This window comes from Bacillus sp. LLTC93, assembly GCF_002993125.1.
Classification (GTDB): Bacteria; Bacillota; Bacilli; order Bacillales; family Bacillaceae; genus Bacillus; species Bacillus zhangzhouensis.
Map to the genome: position 1 here is coordinate 89,949 of NZ_PVME01000006.1, position 16,368 is coordinate 106,316.

Sequence of the window (16,368 nt, forward strand, 5' to 3'; positions counted from 1 at the left end):
AACCTTTTTTTCTACTAATTTAATAGCAGAAACTCTTTTGCATACTGTCTTCATGTTCTAGAATAATTCATTTTCTGGAATAAGTATCAGACTGGGTAAAATGGTTTCCAAATCGGTGACTTCCGCTGATAACCACATTATCTTTTGATATCATTGGATTTTTACGTATCTTGAATGACTTTCAATACACGAATCAAGATGTCTTCTTAAAAGAAAAGGACAGAGCTTAGGCTCTGTCCTTTTTGCATCTCACTATCAATCTTGGGATAAATAAATCCAATTACGGTCATCAAATTCTTTCACATCATCTGACCCTATATGACGCAGCATTCTATTAAAGAACGTGATATCATCTTCATCATCAACGGCATATAAATCCTCTTGAACATATTCTCTTGTAATGAAATTCGTTAAGTTCGTGTTATTCACAAATTCAGCAAAGTACGATTTCACAAGGGTTAAATCTACTTCATTTAATGTTTCATCACTGATAATTGAAATATGAAACACATTCAAAATCGCTTGAATGTCTTCTTCATCCATATAACATAACGGCTCTAATTTTCTATCTTCTTCCGTAAACGGTTTTCGCGTGTCTTCAATGATGACATAACATAAAATCCTGTGATCTTTCATCACGCTAAAAATTTCTAAATCTCTTAATTTTAATGGTCTATTCAGTCTAATCATTTGTCCTCCTAGATTGTTGCTCTAATTGTTCCCCTTGTTTCCCTAAAACCTGAAATAGACAGAGCCTCGGCCCTGTCTACTTTTCTACTTTTCTCTTCTTGCAAACTCGACGAATCTGAAGCGGTCTAATCGGTGACGGCTTTCTGTGTATTGGAATAGACTCGTATCCTCCAAGAACACATAATTCTTCACCACTACTACATGGTCAAACCCATTCAAATCAAGATACTTGGCATCCTCTTCTGTACATGGCTCCACCACAAATTCCTTTTGGGCATAGCTAATCGATACACCGAGTTCTCCTTCAATATACTCGTAGATCGATCCTTCACATATGTCCTTAGACAGTGTCTGCACATGCTTTTGCAAAAAGTAATCCTTGTCTAAAATGACTTCTTCCCCGCTAATATTGCGAGAACGAATAACTTCCCAGACGTCTTCCTGCCCACCTATTTTCAGCTGAGACTGAATATACTGATCCGGTTTGATTAAACCAAAATCATGAACTGTTGTGACCGTCTTCCGGCCAAGCGTTTGCGAAAGCTCTTTAAAGCTGACAAGACCTGAGACAGGGAACTGCATTTTCTCCCGATTCAGCAATACAGAGCCCTTCCCGCGGATTTTTTGGATATAGCCATTTTGTACAAGAATGTTTAATGCCTTTCTCACCGTCTCCCGGGACGTATCGTACATCAAGGACAGCTCATGCTCTGATGGGAGGATGCCTTTATCCTGCCATTCACCTTGTTCAATTCGTCTAGCGAGCTGATCATAAATCACTCGAAATTTATTCTCTTTCATTTTCCCTCCGCCCCATTTACTAGCGTTTGGTTAAATGATAAACGATTGACTCATATGGGCGCAACGTAAATCCCTTGATATCTGCCGGCACATCCTCATAATTGGACAGCAGGACTTGCCCTTCCATTTCATTGACATCCTTTGCAAGCTCATCTGGAAGTGTAAAGTCCGTCTCGCCTGCATAAAAATGGTTGATCACGAGAATCTTCTCATCTTTGCCTTCTCGCACATACGCAAACACCTTTGGATCATCTGAAAGCAGTAAAGTAAAGCTCCCATAGGTGATCACATCAAGTTCTTTTCGAAGTCTGCAAAGGGCTTGATAATGATAAAAAACCGACGTCTCGTCTTTTAATGCAGCTTCTACTGAAATATTGTTTTGAGCTGGTTCAATCCAAGGTGTACCTTTTGAGAACCCCACATTTTTTTCCGAAGTCCATTGCATAGGTGTCCTTGCGTTATCTCTTGATTTGACCTGTAAAATCGCCAAAGCTTCTTCCTTTGTTTTCCCTTTTTCAAGCATAGCTTCATACATATTCAGTGATTCGATATCGCGGTATGACGAAATGTCCTCAAAACGAGGATTCTTCATCCCAATTTCTTCACCTTGATAAATATACGGAGTGCCTTGCATCAAATGGATGGTGGTCGCCAGCATCTTCGCTGATTGCTGATGATACGTGCCATCATCACCGTATCTGGAGACGATACGCGGCTGATCATGATTGCACCAGAAGAGTGCGTTCCAGCCGCCGCCCTCATGCATTTTCATCTGCCATTCTGACAGAATTGATTTCAACTCTAGAAAATCAAATGGCGCAATGGCCCATTTTTCACCGCTTGGATAGTCTACTTTTAAATGATGAAAGTTAAACGTCATATCCAGCTCCTGCCGATCCGGTCTTGTATACCGAATGCAGTCTGCGATATTCGTTGAAGACATTTCACCAACGGTCATGCTATCGTATTTCGAAAAAACCTCCTCGTTCATTTCATGCAGGAACTCGTGAATTCTCGGACCATCTGTATAGTACATCCGCCCGTCCCCCTGCACAGATTGCCCGGCATCATCTAGGAACCGTTGATCCTTTGAAATATTATTGATGACATCCAGCCTGAATCCATCAATTCCTTTTTCAAACCAAAAGTGCATGATGTCATATACTTGCCTGCGCACTTCATCATGTTCCCAATTGAGATCCGCTTGGGTAACATCGTATAAATGAAGATAATAATCACCTGTCGCTTCATCTAGCTCCCACGCTGGCCCGCCAAATTTTGACTGCCAGTCATTCGGAGGGGAGCCATCCGCTTTCGGCTCCTTCCAAATATAATAGTCTCGATACGGGTTATCCTTCGACTCTCGGGAGGCTTGAAACCACTCATGGAAAATCGACGTATGGTTCACGGCTAGATCCATGATGACTCGTATTCCCCGTTCATGCGCTTCCTTCAGCATGTGTTCAAAATCAGCCATTGTGCCATACATGACATGGATTTTTGTATAATCACTAATATCATAGCCATTGTCATGCTGTGGTGAGTCATACATAGGGGTTAGCCAAATACAATCCGCCCCTAGCTCTTTGATATAGTCGAGCTTTTTCGTCACGCCATTGATATCACCTGTACCAGAGCCTGTTGTGTCTAAAAAGCTCTTCGGATAAATTTGATAGACCACCGCTTTTTTCCACCACGGTTCGTTTGTTTGTTGATTCAATTTCCTTCACCACCACTAGTTAAGTTCTTGTGAAAAATCCTTTTTCTTTTTTAGTTTTGCATATAATAGGGTACCAATGAATGGAACGATGAGAACAATGACCATTCCTATTGCAAAAGCGCCCCAATATTTTGGAATGATTGAGAAGATTCCTGGAATGCCTCCAACTCCGACCGAGCTTGCCAGCACACCTTGAGAGGCGATAAACATACCAGCTAACCCTGAGCTAATCAGTGCAAAAATAAACGGGAATCGATAACGCAGGTTGACCCCAAACATCGCCGGCTCGGTAATCCCTAAGTAAGCGGAAATACTTGAAGTCAGAGAGAGTCCTTTTTGCTTTTCATCTTTTAAGACAAACATCATCGCAAGCGCAGCTGATCCTTGTGCGATATTGGACAGTGCAAGCATCGGCCATAGGAACGTGCCATGCAATTTTGAGTTAATCAATTGAATATCGACAGCTAGGAATGTATGGTGCATACCTGTAATGACTAATGCTGCATACAACCCGCCGTATAAAAGACCGCCAAGTGCTGCGAATTGCTGGAATACAGTCACAAGTCCAGATGTTAAAACGTTTCCGATCGCAAATGTAATGGGTCCAATGACGATAAACGATAAAAACCCAATGAGTAATAACGTAATCGGTGCAACGACTAACAGCTGAATACTTTCAGGTGTCCGCTTAGTCATAAATAATTCGAGCTTTGCAAGTAAATAGGAGGCGACAAGTATCGGAAGAACCTGTCCTTGGTATCCTACCTTCTGCACTTCAAGTCCAAACAAATTCCATACAGGAATGTCACCAGACTTTTCAGCCGCTCCATAGCCCCACGCATTTAACAGGTCAGGATGTACGAGCATCAGTCCAAGGACCATCCCTAAAAGCGGATTTCCCCCAAATCGCTTCACAGCCGACCAGCCAATTAATGCCGGCAAGAAGGTAAAGGCAGTGCCCGCAATCAGGTTGATCATATTCGCTAAATCAGCCCAAGCCGGATACACATCCACAATTGATTTTTGATCGAAGAAAATATCTGGAGCCGTTAAAATATTATTAATCCCCATTAATAAACCGGCTGTGACGATAGCAGGAAGGATCGGAATAAAGATATCCGCAAGCGTTTTCACAGCACGCTGTAATGGATTTAATTTCTGATCAGAGGCACGCTTGACGTCCTCTTTTGTTGCTTCCCCAATCCCTGTCTGTTTGACCATTTCAGCATATACCCGATTGACAACCCCTTGGCCAATGACGACTTGGTATTGTCCATTCGCTGAGAAAGATCCCTTCACTTCTTCAATTTGTTCAAGTGCTTTCTCATCAACCTTTCCTTCATCTTTCAGCACAAAGCGCAGTCTTGTCACACAATGTGTCGCTTGATCAATGTTTTCTTTGCCGCCGATGGCTTTTACAATCTGATCTGCTGCTGCCTGATAATCAGCCATGCTATCCCCTCCGAGACCGTTTTTTTATAAGAAAAAAGAATCAATAAACTTGTATATACATGTTTATTTCATATTTTATATTTGTATATACATGTAGTCAACAACTAAATGTAGCGCTTTCATAAAAAAAGCTCCCTCAATGTGCTAAGAGAGGCAGCGTGTGATCATCTTTTTTTATGCTCTGTTAATTTTTCATAGACCTTATTTTTATAAAAGGAGGAGGCTGGACGGGCAAACGTTTGGCGCTTTGATGTGAGTTCATCCAGACGTTTTTGTTTTTCTTCACATATGAGAGAAAGTTTTTCTCTTTCCTCTCCATCTATACTGGTTTTGAGTAATTCTTTGACGGTCATGAGTTCTTTTTTAAGTGCCGTTTCTTCCCCAGCAAAGCCGGCATTTTTCATGATACGGTAGCCCATTCTCAGCTCTTCAGGTACATGAGCAGCGTCATCCTTTGGCAGAGGTTTCCCAAAGCCAGCTAAACCTTCAAAAGCTCCATTGTCCATTGCTTTTTTAATCCGTTCTTCTGATATTCTCTGCGTAAAATCCATGGCGCTTCTCCTTTCGGCCGCATGTATTTGATTAAGCATAGCAAAAAAGCTGACTCTCTCACAAGAGCCAGCTTTCTCGTTATTTATTGTCGATTTTAAAAGTGGATACCATCTGTGCCAAGTCCTCTGACATATCAGAGAGCTGTTCAATCGCACTTGAAATTTGCTGCATGCCAGCACTTTGCTGTTCTGTTGCTGCCGCTACTTCTTGTGAGCTCGCAGCATGTTCTTCTGACACAACCGAAATTTGTTCAATCGATGTAGAAATCGTTTGATATGCTCGTTCTACCTGCTTGATGGATTGAAGCAAATTGTTCGTTCTGTTTGCAAATTGAGACACTCCATCGTAAATACCAGCGAAGTTCTGTGACGTGCCTTTCATTTGCTCACGTCCTTCTTCCACTGCCTTACTGCTTTCCTCTACGCTTTCAAGAACACGCTGACTGTTTTCCTGTGTGCCAGTAACGAGGTCTGACACAGTTTTAGCTGCATCAGCTGATTGCTCTGCTAACTTACGCACCTCATCTGCCACAACAGCAAATCCTTTTCCTTCTTCTCCAACACGTGCCGCTTCAATTGAAGCATTCAGTGCAAGCAGATTCGTTTGCGCTGAAATGTCGGTAATAATGGAGATGACACTTTCAATCTCTGTTGAATGTGATTGTAATTCTTCTGCTGCCTGCTTTGAGCTTGTCATCATGTCGTGGAGCATGTTGAGATGTTCAAGGACATGCTGCACCAGTTTTTGACCAGATTCTGACTGCTCTTGTACTTCTGATGACACAGATTTCATTTCATCTACTTCTTTCGTTACGCCTTCGATTTGAGTATCGATTTCCGCAACAGAGGTCGTACAGTCTGTAATGTTTGCTACAGAATCATTGATTCCTTCACTCATATTCGTCATCGCTTCTGACACTTGCTGCGCACTTTGGCTTGATTCATTCGTCACGGTGCGTAGCTGTGAAGACATTTTCGACACTTCGCTTGATGAGTTGGAAATCTTCCCAATGAGCTCTTTGATCCGTCCCTGCATTTTCTGGAAGGAAGCAGCTAATTGACCGATCTCGTCTTTACTTTCAACCTCTATCTTTCCAGTTAAATCACCATCTGCAATACGGTTCGCTGATTCCATCAATGAACGTGCTGGTTTCGCAATTCTTCTTCCCATGATGAATGAGAAGAGTAATCCGCCGATGAGCACAATGGCAGATGCAACCGTGATATAGATCGTCAGCTTCTTCGTTGTTTCAGGTACAACAGACGCATCTAAATCAATTCCTAGAATCCCCGTCAGCTCACCGCCTGAATCTTTGATTGGTAAAAAGACTGATTTATGTGTTCCAAATGAATCTTTGTAAATATCACTTTTGACTATTTTATCTTCAGAAAGAGCTTGTTTCATCTCATCTGAAAATACATAATCTTGATCAAAATCATTGTCTTCCCCGGTTAATACAACGATTCTTTCTTTACCACCCTTATTTGATAACACGTATAAGTTCTCAAGCGTATGATCTTCTTGAAGCTCTGTGAATTTCTTTTTGATCTCCACATAAATCGGATCATCCTTCCCGCTAATGCTCAGGACGTTTCCATCAATATGATCGATTTCTTTTTTTGCTGTATCAATATCTGTTGTTAATCGATAATCAAATTGCTTTAATAACTGGGATGATAAATCCTGGCTGACTAGATAAAATGTTAGAACGAATAGTGCAACGGTTGCGAGTAATGTTCCGACAACGACTGACATGATTTTGGAGGATATCGTGAGTCCTCCAAATTTCCTTTGTTTCGCCATTTTTTTCTACATCTCCACTCTCAGATTGATTTAAGCATGTACACTTTCAAATTGTCCACAAACAGATGCAATTACATCTTTTAAATAAGATACGATATGAGGGATATGCTCCGGTAACGTATAAGGTGAGATCACAAAAAACTTACTTACACTTAGATAGAATTCTTGACCTTCTTTCGCGTTCACAAGTAAAAACTTCGTTGTATCGCCAAAGAACATTTCGTCTCTTTTCTCTCCAAGCTTTTCAAACAGCATTTTGTTTAATTGATTGTTCCGCTCAATTTCCATTGAAGTCGCCTCGCCGGAAATTTCTTCTTTAAAGCGCGGAGAGCCGTCTAGGTAAATTCTAAACAATGTAGCCATTCCGACGTTGTCATCATTTACGACTTCTGCTTGCGGAATTTCCTGACTGAGTGCTTCTCTGAATGCAAGGTTCACCTCTAAAAATTGCCCGAGCAAGCGCTGATAGCCTTCAATCCCAAACGTTAACAGTACACTCAGCATGCTGATAGAGCTTCCCATTCTTGTGCATTCTAGTGTATAGCCCGTATGGTATTCCCCGTAGCCTCTATGTCCAACATATGGTGTTTCTTTTTCTTCCAGGTCTAAACGCTTTAAATCAGCAGCGTTTTTCACTAAGAATAAACTAGATGTGTAAGGTGTTTGACCGAGCTTTTGAAAATCAAAGCACATCGAATCTGCAAGAGAAAGGTGCTGGAATTTCGCTTTGATTTCTTTTAGCATACGAAGAACACCTTCTGAGAATTGCAGCGGGTTTTCAGATACATCATACTCATTAAAGAAAGCAAAGAATCCGCCGAGCGCTGAATCCGCATGAATATGCGGCACCTTTAGACCATACTTCTCAGCCATAGCTTCTGCTGTTTCACGTACCCCTTTTACATCATCAATTGCAATGGCATCTGTTGTTCCGGTTGTTGCTACAATATAAACGGGAATTCCGCCATTTTGTGCAACACGTTCCATTTGACAACGCAAATCTTCCATATCCATTGAATGATCTTTATTCGTCTTAATTCTGATCAAGTTGTCAGTGCCAAGTCCTGTTGCTTCCATTGACTTAAATAAGCTGTAATGTGCAGCATCAGAACAAAACGCATAAAGATTTTGCGGGACACCTTTTCGCAGTGACTCCGGCGCAACTTTTGAAATCGCTAAACGAAGTCCTGAAAAAATGGCTCCCTGTCCTCCCCATGTTGTGTATCCCCCGCTCACACTTGGATCATATCCGATGAGCTTAGACATCATTGAGACCACTTTGACCTCAGCTTCCGCACCTGCTGGTCCATAAACATCCCATAGGTTGTTTCCATTTACCAGCATCGCTGTCAGCATGCCTAGAATTCCTGGTGTGCTTGCCATTGGCAAAATGTTCGTAAAGAAATACTTTGTGTGGTATGGATGGTTATGTAAAAGCTCAAGTAATTCTTCATTCACAAGTTCCGCTTTTTGTCCGTTCACCGGAATTTGACTTGTTTCAGTGAGCTTTTGATAAAAATCCTCTCCACGATTCTTTTCACCCTTTAGGTGAGCACGGTTCGGATCTTTCAGGTGATCGACCCCTGAAATGATCTGTTCCATTAATTTGATAAATTCTTTACGCTCTTCTGCATTTCCGTCCTCACTCGGAAACCAGTTCTGAACGAGGTTCTCTGCTCGTACAGTCATATACTATCAATCCTTTCAATGGAAGATTTCCTGTCAATCTCTATATCGACTTCAATTGAAAAGTTTATAGTCTCAAAATGTTCACTTAAGTATATTCGGATAATTTGTTCACTCATCAAAATAAATAAAACCCTTACAAAACACATCAAAACCATTTTGTTTGTGAAACAATAAAATATATCGATATATTATTTATCAGGAATTTTTATCCACCTGAATTCACTGTTCATTTATTCATTTTTTTTACTTAACCTGCATAAACATTAATAAACACTGGAAATTCTCTCAAAAGCACCATTGTAGAAATCAAATTAATTCTTTAGACTTGTGTCTTTTTACCTGTTTTATTGATATAACAACAGGAAAATTACTGAATTTTCTGTTAATATTAGGATAAATTTCATAAAAAGTTTTTCGAAGATCGAATATTTTCGATTTCTCTCCTTTTATTGCTCGGACAGGCTGCTGTCGCTCTTCACCGGTTATGACTTTTCTATTTGTGGATTTCGTGGTATATTCTAATGGTTCGTTTTCTTTCGTTCCGCCTCTTCCGTTTAACGGAGAAAAGGAGTGTTTATATGAAAACATTTATTCAAAAAAGAGGCCTCGGCTTCTTTGTGATTGCAGCCATCTTACTCTGGCTCAAAACGTATACAGCTTATTTAATCGAATTCAAACTTGGTATATCAAATATGCTTCAGCATATTTTGCTTTTCGTGAATCCTATTAGCTCCAGCTTGTTCTTTCTTGGCTTTGCTTTATTGTTCAAGAAAAAATGGCAGCCTGCCGCTATCATTGTGATTCACTTTTTCATGTCTTTTTTACTATACGCAAACATCGTGTACTATCGATTCTTCAATGACTTTATCACGCTGCCTGTTGTGATGCAGGCAGGAACGAATGGCGGACAATTAGGTGATAGTGCATTTTCACTCATGCGTTGGACTGATGTGTTTTACTTTATCGATACAATCATCTTGATCGTACTCGCAGTCCGCATGAAAAGGCAGCAGCAAACAAGTACAGCAACTGTACCTGTTCAAAAGTCAAAATCGTTTAGACTCGTTCTTGCGTCCTCTGTTGTGATCTTTGTTGTCAACTTAGTCGCTGCAGAGATTGATCGTCCAGAACTCTTATCAAGATCGTTCGACCGCAATTATTTAGTCAAATATTTGGGTGCTTATAACTTTACCGTGTTTGATGCCATTCAAAATGTGAAATCAAACAGCCAGCGTGCACTGGCAAATTCAAATGATGTGACAGATGTAGAGAATTATTTAAAAGCGAACAGCGCTGATCCAAACCCGGCTTATTACGGGAAAGCGAAGGGCATGAACGTGATTACGATTTCTCTTGAATCTCTGCAAAACTTTGTCATTGATTACAAAGTGAACGGAAAAGAAGTCACTCCATTCCTTAATTCATTGGCACATGACAACAAAACGTTTTACTTTGATAACTTCTTCCATCAAACAGGACAAGGAAAGACGTCTGATGCCGAATTTATGATGGATACTGGGCTATTCCCATTATCACAAGGCTCTGTTTTTATTAACAAAGCGCAAAACACGTATCAGGCACTTCCTGGTATTTTGAAGAAGGATCAATACATGTCAGCAGAATTCCACGGGAATACGAAAACCTTCTGGAACCGTAATGAAATGTTTAAGTCCTTTGGATATGACAGATTTTACGATTCTGAGTACTACGATATGAACGAGCAAGATACGAAGAACTATGGTTTGAAAGACAAACCGTTCTTCAAAGAATCAATGCCAATGCTTGAAAATCTAAAGCAGCCGTTTTATTCGAAATTCATTACGTTATCGAACCACTTCCCATTTGGCATGGATGAAGGTGATACCGATTTCGAACCTGGTGATTTCGGAGACTCTGTCGTCGATAACTACTTCCAATCTGCTCATTATTTAGATGAAGCCATTGAACAGTTCTTCAAAGACTTAAAAAAATCTGGTCTATATGACAATACAGTGGTCATTATGTATGGCGACCATTACGGTATTTCAGAAAACCATAATGAAGCCATGGAAAAAGTGACTGGACAAAAAATTGGAGATTATGAAAATGCCCAGCTCATGCGTGTGCCGCTCTTTATTCATGTGCCAGGCGTGAAAGGCGGACAGATTCATAAATACTCTGGTGAAGTCGATATCGCTCCAACCCTTCTGCACCTGCTCGGCGATGATACGAAGAACTATTTAATGTCTGGTTCTGATATCTTATCGAAGAACTTTAAAGAGCTTGTGCCATTTAGAAATGGAGACTTCGTGTCAAAGGACTACACGAAAGTAGGCAATAGCTATTACAGCAACAAAACAGGCGAGAAAATCGAGCCAACTGAAAAAGCATCACAAGAAAATGAAACGGTGAAAAAGATGCTAGAGACATCTGATAAGATCGTCACTGAAGATTTACTCCGTTTCTACAAGCCTAAAGGCTTTACACCGATTGATCGCAATAAGTATGACTATACAAAGAAAGTACAGGATGAAGAAGATTCCTCTTCCGCCAAAGATGAATCCAGCTCTTCTTCAAAATAACTTTCTTCATCAAAGAACCAGCCGATCCTTGATCAGCTGGTTCTTTTGACGTTTGATCCTTATTGCACCGGGTATAGGAGATCAAGGAGGGATTTTTCATGAAAAAAACAGCATCTTTTGTCGTATCCGCCTCACTTGCTTCTTCCGCCCTATTCGGTTTCAGCCCAGCGATCTCAGCACACGCCATGACCAAAACGGCGGCAGAACAATCCATTCCCCAAGGTCCTCAAGCCGCGCTAAACAGCATTTATGAGCTGGCGCATAAAGGACAAATGCCCTACTATGCAGAAGGGCTCAAAATAGGCGTTCAAACAAAAAAAGACGTTCATCATAAACTAGGACAGCCTTATCCAGAAACAGGTCAAAGCAGCTTTGATTTGTATCATGCTGAAATGGGGAATCCAGGATTTGCTTTTCACTATGACAAAAAAGGCAAAATTGACGAAATTCGTTATTTCGGTACAAATGTAGAAAAAGAAACGAATATCGGCGGAATGACACCTTCCCTATTAAAAAAACAGCTTGGACCGGCCGATTCAGTGAGCACCATCCCACAAACAAAAGAGAAGAAATACGTTTACCACACCGGTGATTATGAGCTCGAATTTATCGTCGGACATGATCCAGATATCAGCCAGCACGAGCTGACTGTGGTGCATATTAACCTCATCAAAGCCGGTTCCTAAATAAAAAGCATCCTGAGTTCTCGCTCAGGATGCTTTCCTTTATTAAGATGCCACTTCTAGATGCGGCTTTCTTTGCAGTTTTCGCTTAAGGACTGGGCCTGCTACATAATCAAGGCCAAGTTTTCCGGCATTCCCTTTCGCTGCCATGATGAAGACGGCGATCAGAAGAAGAAGCGGGTTAACAGAGACGGTTCCAGCTAGTAAGAAAGAGACATTCATCAAGCTTCCAAAAAAGGCTGCCGTTGTTGTGAACAATCCAACAATTAATCCTAGACCAACTAAGATTTCTCCCCACATGACCATGGCACTGAATAGTCCGGCATTTGGCAAAGCGACATTTTCTAAAAACCATACATAGAACGGATAAACAAGATGGCCATCTTTGACAACGGGTTCAGATATCGCAAATTGCAAATATCCTGATGCATCGAATCCGCCTGTTAGTTTTCCAATACCAGATGTCAGCCAAGTCCATCCGATATAAAGTCTTGCTGCCAAAAGGATAACGGCTGCCCATACATTCGTTTGTAAGAATTTTGTAAACATGATGATGCCTCCTTTTAATTTATGTGAAATATTTCACATTTTCTTTATGATCTTATTATACTACGTAATATTTAATTTGTGATCTTTTTCACATATATATTCACAAATTGTTCATGAATATCTAATCGAGGTAAACTTTTCCCTTCCTTTAACCGTCTAAATCATTTCAGACAGATAAAAGGGGTTTGAACATGTATGAAAACATTATTCCGCTTCGCCTATTTACAGGCCATCTCGTGTCTATTCCCCGTCATGATCTTTGCAGCACTTGCACTATCGAAGACGGTGTCTATTCCTTTTCTTCATCGCTATGATTTCATTCTTCTGCTTTGTCTCATGGCACAGATCCTCATGCTGACGCTTCGGCTAGAGACGTTGACTGAGCTGAAGGTCATTTGTTTATTTCATCTCATTGGAATAGGTTTAGAAATTTATAAAGTACATATGGGTTCTTGGTCCTATCCTGAGGATGCTTATACGAAAATCTTTGGGGTTCCTCTCTATAGCGGCTTTATGTATGCGAGCGTGGCAAGCTATATTTATCAGGCACTTTCACGACTTCGTGTAGAGGTGACCGCTTGGCCTCATCCATTTCTTTCAATTGGAATCAGTTTATGTATTTATCTAAATTTCTTTACTCATCACTGGATCTATGATTTTCGCTGGTGGCTGACATTGCTCCTTGTTGTGGTGTTTCGAAAAACGGTGGTTTCCTTTCAGGTTGGTTCATCTGCCTTTCGAATGCCGCTTGTTGTTTCATTTCTCTTGATTGGTTTTTTCATTTGGGTTGCTGAAAATGTCACCACCTTTTTAGGGGCATGGCAATACCCAAATCAACAGCACGCTTGGTCTCTCGTACATCTAGGGAAAATCAGTTCATGGTTTTTACTTGTTGTCATCAGTATTGTTCTAGTCATCGAACAGCGAAAACAAAAAAACGTTCAGCCCATTTGACCTGGCTGAACGCTTTTTTTAATCTCGATCGACTTCCTTGCGGAGATCATCTGCGACAAATTCCACATTCGTTCCAATGATAATTTGTACGGATGTTTTCCCTGAAGTTAGTACCCCTTTGGCACCTGCTTTTTTCAATGTGCCTTCGTTCAATAAATTCGTATCCTCTACTGTTAAGCGAAGGCGGGTAGCACAATGATCAATGAGGGTAATATTGTTTTTGCCGCCAAGTCCCTCTACGAGCATACTCGCTCCGGTAGTATTTGTATCATCTGCTGGGATATCTTCAATGTCATCATCTTCTCTGCCTGGTGTTTTCAGCTTTAACAATTTAATGAGGAAATAGAAGACGACAAAGTAAATAACGCCATAAATCACCCCAACCACAAGCAGCATGATCGGTTTTTGAGCAATGCCAAAGCTTAAGACGTAATCAATCGCACCTGCTGAAAAGGCGAAGCCGCTATGAATTCCGAGGGTGTTCACGATAAAGAGCGACAGACCAGTTAATATAGCATGGACACCATATAAAAGTGGAGATAAAAACATAAATGAAAATTCAATTGGTTCTGTGATCCCTGTAATAAATGACGTTAGCGCCATTCCAATCATCAGACCAGCTGTTGCTTTTCGCTTTTCTGGCTTTGCTGTTACAATCATGGCTAAACATGCCGCTGGCAGACCAAACATCATCACTGGGAAGAAGCCGGTCATAAAGACACCTGCACTTGGGTCTCCTTTAAAGAATCGCGCTAAGTCCCCTGTTGCCCCGTTAAAGTCCCCAAATTGAAACCAGAATAAGTTATTAAGCACATGATGAAGTCCTAGTGGAATCAGCAATCGGTTAAAGAAACCAAACAGCCCCGCACCCGTTGCACCAAGACTTAAAATCCATTCCCCTAAATCATTGATCACACTTTGAATCGGAGGCCATACATATCCGAAAACGGCTGCTAATAAAATGGTGAAAAGTGCTGTCATAATTGGCACAAGTCGTCTTCCGCTAAAGAAGCCTAAGTATTCCGGCAGTTTTGTATCCTTAAATTTATTGTAAACGTAACCTGCCAAAAGCCCGCATAAAATACCACCCAATACCCCCATATTGTTGGTTGAGTTAATCGACGTTGTACCGGCTGACAAAATAAAGTAAGAGATGGCACCTGATAACGCCGCTGCCCCGTTACCATCCTTTGAAATGCCGATCGCCACACCCATTGCAAAAATTAAAGCCAAGTTCGCAAAAATTGCATTACCTGCCGCATGAATAAACGGGATATTGAATACATCCTCCCGCCCAATGGCCAAAATAATGCCTGCTGCCGGAAGCACAGCGATTGGAAGCATAAATGATTTTCCTAACTTTTGAAAAAACTGAAACACCATCTGATGTCTCCCCCCTTCGTCATCATCATGAGCAAATTTCTCATGATGTTCATAAAAAATATATCATATGCACATCTAGTTATCTATACCAATTTGTCCATATCTAATTGAAGTCCCGCCCTTTACTCTTTTTGCGTAAAATGTGGTAAGCTATTGAATAGAATGAAGTTATAGAAAGCGGGAATGAGCAGTGATTGTCAAACATGATCATGAGTTAGAAGCCTTAAAAAAAGTTGGCCGAATTGTTGCTTTGGCAAGAGAAGAAATGAAAAGCCAAGCAAAACCAGGCATGTCTACAAAGGAATTAGATTTGATTGGAAAAAAAATATTAGAAGAGCATGGAGCCAATTCAGCGCCTGAAAAGGAATATGACTTCCCTGGTACCACATGTATTAGTTTGAACGATGAAGTCGCACATGGTATTCCAAGTGAAAAAACCATTTTACAAGAGGGCGACCTCATTAATATTGATATCTCAGCAGAGCTTGACGGATATTATTCCGATACTGGAATTTCATTCGTACTAGGTACAGGTGATGCTCGGCTTGAAGCATTATGCCAGTGTGCGGAGGATGCATTCCTAGAAGGGTTAAAGCATGCAAAAGCCGGTAAAAGACAAAACCAAATTGGCCGTGCGGTTTACAATACCGCCAAAGAACAAGGGTTTACAGTGATTAAAAACCTAACAGGACACGGCATTGGGAAAAATCTGCACGAAGCACCAAACCATATTTTGAATTATTATGATCCTTTCGATAATGCTTTGTTTAAGAATGGCACCGTTATTGCCTTTGAACCTTTTATTTCAACAAATGCTGAATCCGTTTATCAGGCCGATGATGGCTGGACATTTAAAACGCCAGATAAAAGCCTGGTGGCACAGATTGAACATACGATTGTGATCACAAAAGACGAACCGATTATTTTAACGAAGCTGTAAGTCCATCCATCCTCTCCTTTCACTGGAGGGGATTTTTTTCGTGTCCCTTTCACGAATCTGTCATGACTAAACAAAAATGCCTGTGGTAAAATAGGCAAAGATATGTGAAAGGGGTCTTATTTGATATGTGGTTCATCATCATCGGTGTCATCTTTTTCATCGAAAGTATTATCTTAACGGTTGTGGGTCTCAAGAAAAAACAATCTATGATGACGTATCTTGGTGTTGTCATCATGATTATGACGATCGGCATGATCATTGTCACCCTCAATCCACCAAATTCATAATTCATCATTTCCAGCATATACATGGATCATAGGTAGATAGAATCAGTTTTCATTTCTGAACACCTGCACAGTTTTCACGTCCTTTTTTGAGATGTTACAATGCAGGCAGTTTCCATTGAAAGGAGTTTTCTATCATGCATTATGGTAGCAAAGGCTGGTATGTCGAAGAATTAAGGAAGCTTGGTGTGACCAAGCATGAAGGAAGAAAGCTTCAAAGCTTTAAAACCTATTTCCTTGCAAATCTTCTTGAGCAAAAGAAACCAAGCTCTTAAATGCTGGAAAGCCGTACATCTTGTGCTGATGT

At 40.8% G+C, this 16,368-nt stretch carries 15 protein-coding genes; 6 read left to right on the forward strand and 9 right to left on the reverse strand.

What is annotated here, in order from left to right:
* Window positions 1-255: 255 nt before the first annotated feature.
* The 7 genes from C6W18_RS16520 to C6W18_RS16550 all read right to left on the reverse strand — a co-directional run bounded on the left by C6W18_RS16520 (window position 256) and on the right by C6W18_RS16550 (window position 8,707).
* The gene (locus C6W18_RS16520) at window positions 256-690 is read right to left on the reverse strand and encodes a terpene synthase (protein ID WP_105928281.1); all 435 of its coding nucleotides are present in this window, start codon (window positions 688-690) and stop codon (window positions 256-258) included.
* Window positions 691-774: 84 nt separating this feature from the next.
* The gene (gene treR, locus C6W18_RS16525; RefSeq protein ID WP_034323502.1) at window positions 775-1,491 is read right to left on the reverse strand and encodes a trehalose operon repressor; all 717 of its coding nucleotides are present in this window, start codon (window positions 1,489-1,491) and stop codon (window positions 775-777) included.
* Window positions 1,492-1,510: 19 nt separating this feature from the next.
* Window positions 1,511-3,211, reverse strand: a complete 1,701-nt coding sequence (treC, locus tag C6W18_RS16530) for an alpha,alpha-phosphotrehalase (protein ID WP_105928282.1) — start codon at window positions 3,209-3,211, stop codon at window positions 1,511-1,513.
* Between the two features lie 15 nt (window positions 3,212-3,226).
* Window positions 3,227-4,663 carry a PTS system trehalose-specific EIIBC component gene (gene treP / locus C6W18_RS16535; protein WP_105928283.1) on the reverse strand — a complete coding sequence of 479 codons (1,437 nt, stop codon included), beginning with the start codon at window positions 4,661-4,663 and terminating at the stop codon, window positions 3,227-3,229.
* Between the two features lie 164 nt (window positions 4,664-4,827).
* Window positions 4,828-5,214 carry a DnaJ family domain-containing protein gene (locus C6W18_RS16540; RefSeq protein ID WP_105928284.1) on the reverse strand — a complete coding sequence of 129 codons (387 nt, stop codon included), beginning with the start codon at window positions 5,212-5,214 and terminating at the stop codon, window positions 4,828-4,830.
* A 79-nt stretch (window positions 5,215-5,293) separates the two neighbouring features.
* Window positions 5,294-7,018 (reverse strand): methyl-accepting chemotaxis protein, encoded by a 1,725-nt coding sequence (locus tag C6W18_RS16545; RefSeq protein WP_105928285.1) that lies wholly within the window; start codon window positions 7,016-7,018, stop codon window positions 5,294-5,296.
* 30 nt (window positions 7,019-7,048) lie between these two features.
* Window positions 7,049-8,707, reverse strand: coding sequence for a pyridoxal phosphate-dependent decarboxylase family protein (locus C6W18_RS16550; RefSeq protein WP_105928286.1), 1,659 nt, complete (start codon window positions 8,705-8,707; stop codon window positions 7,049-7,051).
* Window positions 8,708-9,285: 578 nt separating this feature from the next.
* Here C6W18_RS16550 and ltaS point away from each other — a divergent pair.
* Both ltaS and C6W18_RS16560 read left to right on the forward strand, forming a co-directional pair.
* Window positions 9,286-11,268: a lipoteichoic acid synthase gene (ltaS, locus tag C6W18_RS16555; RefSeq protein ID WP_105928287.1), complete on the forward strand. Its 1,983-nt coding sequence runs from the start codon at window positions 9,286-9,288 to the stop codon at window positions 11,266-11,268.
* A gap of 98 nt (window positions 11,269-11,366) precedes the next feature.
* The gene (locus tag C6W18_RS16560) at window positions 11,367-11,954 is read left to right on the forward strand and encodes a YjgB family protein (RefSeq protein ID WP_105928288.1); all 588 of its coding nucleotides are present in this window, start codon (window positions 11,367-11,369) and stop codon (window positions 11,952-11,954) included.
* A 42-nt stretch (window positions 11,955-11,996) separates the two neighbouring features.
* Here C6W18_RS16560 and C6W18_RS16565 read toward each other — a convergent pair whose 3' ends face one another.
* Window positions 11,997-12,500 carry a DoxX family protein gene (locus tag C6W18_RS16565; protein ID WP_105928289.1) on the reverse strand — a complete coding sequence of 168 codons (504 nt, stop codon included), beginning with the start codon at window positions 12,498-12,500 and terminating at the stop codon, window positions 11,997-11,999.
* A 195-nt stretch (window positions 12,501-12,695) separates the two neighbouring features.
* Here C6W18_RS16565 and C6W18_RS16570 point away from each other — a divergent pair, with 195 nt between their 5' ends.
* Complete coding sequence (locus tag C6W18_RS16570; RefSeq protein ID WP_105928290.1) at window positions 12,696-13,454, forward strand: DUF817 domain-containing protein; 759 nt, start codon at window positions 12,696-12,698, stop codon at window positions 13,452-13,454.
* Between the two features lie 18 nt (window positions 13,455-13,472).
* On the opposite strand, the gene nagE is transcribed toward C6W18_RS16570, so the two are convergent.
* Window positions 13,473-14,837 carry an N-acetylglucosamine-specific PTS transporter subunit IIBC gene (nagE, locus tag C6W18_RS16575; protein WP_105928291.1) on the reverse strand — a complete coding sequence of 455 codons (1,365 nt, stop codon included), beginning with the start codon at window positions 14,835-14,837 and terminating at the stop codon, window positions 13,473-13,475.
* Window positions 14,838-15,027: 190 nt separating this feature from the next.
* Here nagE and map point away from each other — a divergent pair, with 190 nt between their 5' ends.
* From map to C6W18_RS16585, 3 genes are all read left to right on the forward strand, one after another.
* The gene (map, locus tag C6W18_RS16580) at window positions 15,028-15,777 is read left to right on the forward strand and encodes a type I methionyl aminopeptidase (RefSeq protein ID WP_105928292.1); all 750 of its coding nucleotides are present in this window, start codon (window positions 15,028-15,030) and stop codon (window positions 15,775-15,777) included.
* Between the two features lie 125 nt (window positions 15,778-15,902).
* Window positions 15,903-16,064, forward strand: coding sequence for a hypothetical protein (locus C6W18_RS20120; RefSeq protein WP_099727680.1), 162 nt, complete (start codon window positions 15,903-15,905; stop codon window positions 16,062-16,064).
* A 134-nt stretch (window positions 16,065-16,198) separates the two neighbouring features.
* A complete protein-coding gene (locus C6W18_RS16585) occupies window positions 16,199-16,336 on the forward strand; it encodes a YflJ family protein (RefSeq protein WP_105928293.1) in 138 nt (45 codons plus the stop codon).
* Window positions 16,337-16,368: the final 32 nt, after the last annotated feature.

Coding starts and splice junctions, on each gene's coding strand:
- ltaS (WP_105928287.1), top strand. CDS start 9,286: ATGAAAACATTTATTCAAAAAAGAGGCCTCGGCTTCTTTGTGATTGCA.
- C6W18_RS16560 (WP_105928288.1), top strand. CDS start 11,367: ATGAAAAAAACAGCATCTTTTGTCGTATCCGCCTCACTTGCTTCTTCC.
- C6W18_RS16545 (WP_105928285.1), bottom strand. CDS start 7,018: ATGGCGAAACAAAGGAAATTTGGAGGACTCACGATATCCTCCAAAATC.
- C6W18_RS16565 (WP_105928289.1), bottom strand. CDS start 12,500: ATGTTTACAAAATTCTTACAAACGAATGTATGGGCAGCCGTTATCCTT.
- C6W18_RS16550 (WP_105928286.1), bottom strand. CDS start 8,707: ATGACTGTACGAGCAGAGAACCTCGTTCAGAACTGGTTTCCGAGTGAG.
- C6W18_RS16570 (WP_105928290.1), top strand. CDS start 12,696: ATGAAAACATTATTCCGCTTCGCCTATTTACAGGCCATCTCGTGTCTA.
- C6W18_RS16585 (WP_105928293.1), top strand. CDS start 16,199: ATGCATTATGGTAGCAAAGGCTGGTATGTCGAAGAATTAAGGAAGCTT.
- C6W18_RS20120 (WP_099727680.1), top strand. CDS start 15,903: ATGTGGTTCATCATCATCGGTGTCATCTTTTTCATCGAAAGTATTATC.
- C6W18_RS16520 (WP_105928281.1), bottom strand. CDS start 690: ATGATTAGACTGAATAGACCATTAAAATTAAGAGATTTAGAAATTTTT.
- nagE (WP_105928291.1), bottom strand. CDS start 14,837: ATGGTGTTTCAGTTTTTTCAAAAGTTAGGAAAATCATTTATGCTTCCA.
- treR (WP_034323502.1), bottom strand. CDS start 1,491: ATGAAAGAGAATAAATTTCGAGTGATTTATGATCAGCTCGCTAGACGA.
- C6W18_RS16540 (WP_105928284.1), bottom strand. CDS start 5,214: ATGGATTTTACGCAGAGAATATCAGAAGAACGGATTAAAAAAGCAATG.
- treP (WP_105928283.1), bottom strand. CDS start 4,663: ATGGCTGATTATCAGGCAGCAGCAGATCAGATTGTAAAAGCCATCGGC.